This is a genomic window from Hydrocoleum sp. CS-953 (assembly GCF_002260545.1).
GTDB lineage: Bacteria > Cyanobacteriota > Cyanobacteriia > Cyanobacteriales > Microcoleaceae > Trichodesmium.
In genome coordinates, this window is the sequence record NZ_LGSU01000086.1 from 1 (window position 1) to 2,058 (window position 2,058).

Annotated in this window: 1 protein-coding gene; it reads right to left on the bottom strand. The window is 31.6% G+C overall.

What is annotated here, in order from left to right; all coding sequences use genetic code 11:
• The coding region (locus AFK68_RS43935; protein ID WP_371357160.1) for a DUF6798 domain-containing protein at window positions 1–482 on the bottom strand (482 nt) is incomplete at its 3' end.
• Window positions 483–2,058 lie beyond the last annotated feature (1,576 nt).

The following is a 2,058-nucleotide window of genomic DNA, read 5'->3' on the forward strand; positions in this document are numbered from 1 at the left end:
ATATAACTTTTTTCTACTCCTAGACAGTTAACAGAATCATCATTTTCAACAATGATATGAGTTATCGTATATTTATCAATTAAATTCTGCAAAGCCTGACATTTAGCTATACCATAATTATCATAAAATTGTTGTGCCATTAATAATCTGTTATGCCATTCAATAACTTCTATATCTTTGTAGGGATGAGACTTGAGATTAATTAAAATTGGCGCACCTGTGGCAATTCTAAAATCAACAAATTTACCAGAAGCTATGGGAACTAAATAAGTATCATCTGGTTGTTTATTTTCTTTGACATATTCCATAATAATTGGTGTATCTTCCTGATTAATAGTTAGTTTCTCTAATTGCATTCCCACTCCTGAAAGAATGAACAGATATATTGCTACGATAGATAAAATTTCTATCGGTTTTTTGTATTGCCTAATCCAAAGATAATACCTGTCAAAAACAAGAGCCAAAATATAAGCCAATATCATACAAGTAGAAATCGGAACTAAAAAAGCAGAGACACGCCAGGGGGTCAGAAATGCTAAAGTATTGCTGCTAGAAAAAATTTTAATTACTGTCAGAATAACTGCCGTAGTAAAGGGAAAAAATAAGATAAAAAATAGTCTAGTTTTGCGGAGAAGATAGAGAGCGATCGCTACTACTAATATCTGAATTGGAGCAGCAGGTTCGGTTAACCAAATATCGGGGAAGGAATGATGAGGAATTCTATTGACAAGTAAACTTTCAGATATTTGAAAAAGTTCGGGAGATGTGGGTTGAAAAGTAANCAGAATAACTGCCGTAGTAAAGGGAAAAAATAAGATAAAAAATAGTCTAGTTTTGCGGAGAAGATAGAGAGCGATCGCTACTACTAATATCTGAATTGGAGCAGCAGGTTCGGTTAACCAAATATCGGGGAAGGAATGATGAGGAATTCTATTGACAAGTAAACTTTCAGATATTTGAAAAAGTTCGGGAGATGTGGGTTGAAAAGTAATAGTCATATAACTGACTACTGGTAAAACTATGATGAATGAAAATGTACCTATTAATAATGATTTTTGGAGATTATTTTCATTTTTATAGGTGAGAATCATATAAGCTAAAGTTAGTAAAGCTGCACTAGGGAGATATGTGGGATGAAATGTTGCAGCTATCCCTAAAGCTAAGACTGCTAAAAAAGGTTTATTTCTCAGAAAGCTATAGATGGAAAAGATAATTAATACTCCAAATGTACAGGGTTGAAAATATCCTCCGAGAATATATTGTTCTGCTAAACCATAGTGGAGATGTACATGAGTTTTCAAGTCAAAAATTCTGATTTGTAGACAGTGGATAGTCAGGATAAGGAGAAAGTAAATTAGCAGTTTTAGTCGAGAACTATTAATTTTAAAAATTACTGAGGCAATGCCAAGCATACTATAAACATAGATGCCGAAAATTAGGATGTAATAAAAGTATAAAAAATTCTCATGGAAGTAGGTATAAGTGATTTTAACTAAAAAAGTAAAAGCAGGTAGAGGGTCTAATGTATTAGCTAACCAATCTTTGTTTAAATAACCTAAACTAGCTTGGGATAATCCTTGTAAAAATTTAGTATGTTGATTTGAGGTATATAAAGGATCTTGGGTATAGGAAATTCCAAAAATTAAGCCTAAGATAAAAATTTGTAAGACGAAAATAATAAATTTTTTTTTGAGTATTTGTTTCATTTTTCAAGTAAGANATCTTGGGTATAGGAAATTCCAAAAATTAAGCCTAAGATAAAAATTTGTAAGACGAAAATAATAAATTTTTTTTTGAGTATTTGTTTCATTTTTCAAGTAAGAAGGAAGCAGGAAGAAGGAAGAAGGAAGAAGGAAGAGAGAAAAATTTCTAGGAGGAAATTGATATAGCAATCTTAAATAGGTTATCATATTTTATAGTAAAGGTTTGGTTTGCAAATGCCATTTTTGCTTTGGTTTGGAGACCAAAACCCTACAGTTTTTTTCACAAATAATTTGGGGTTAGTCAGCAGAAAGCTCAGATAAACTCTACTCAACTTTTGCTTTGGTTTGGAGACCA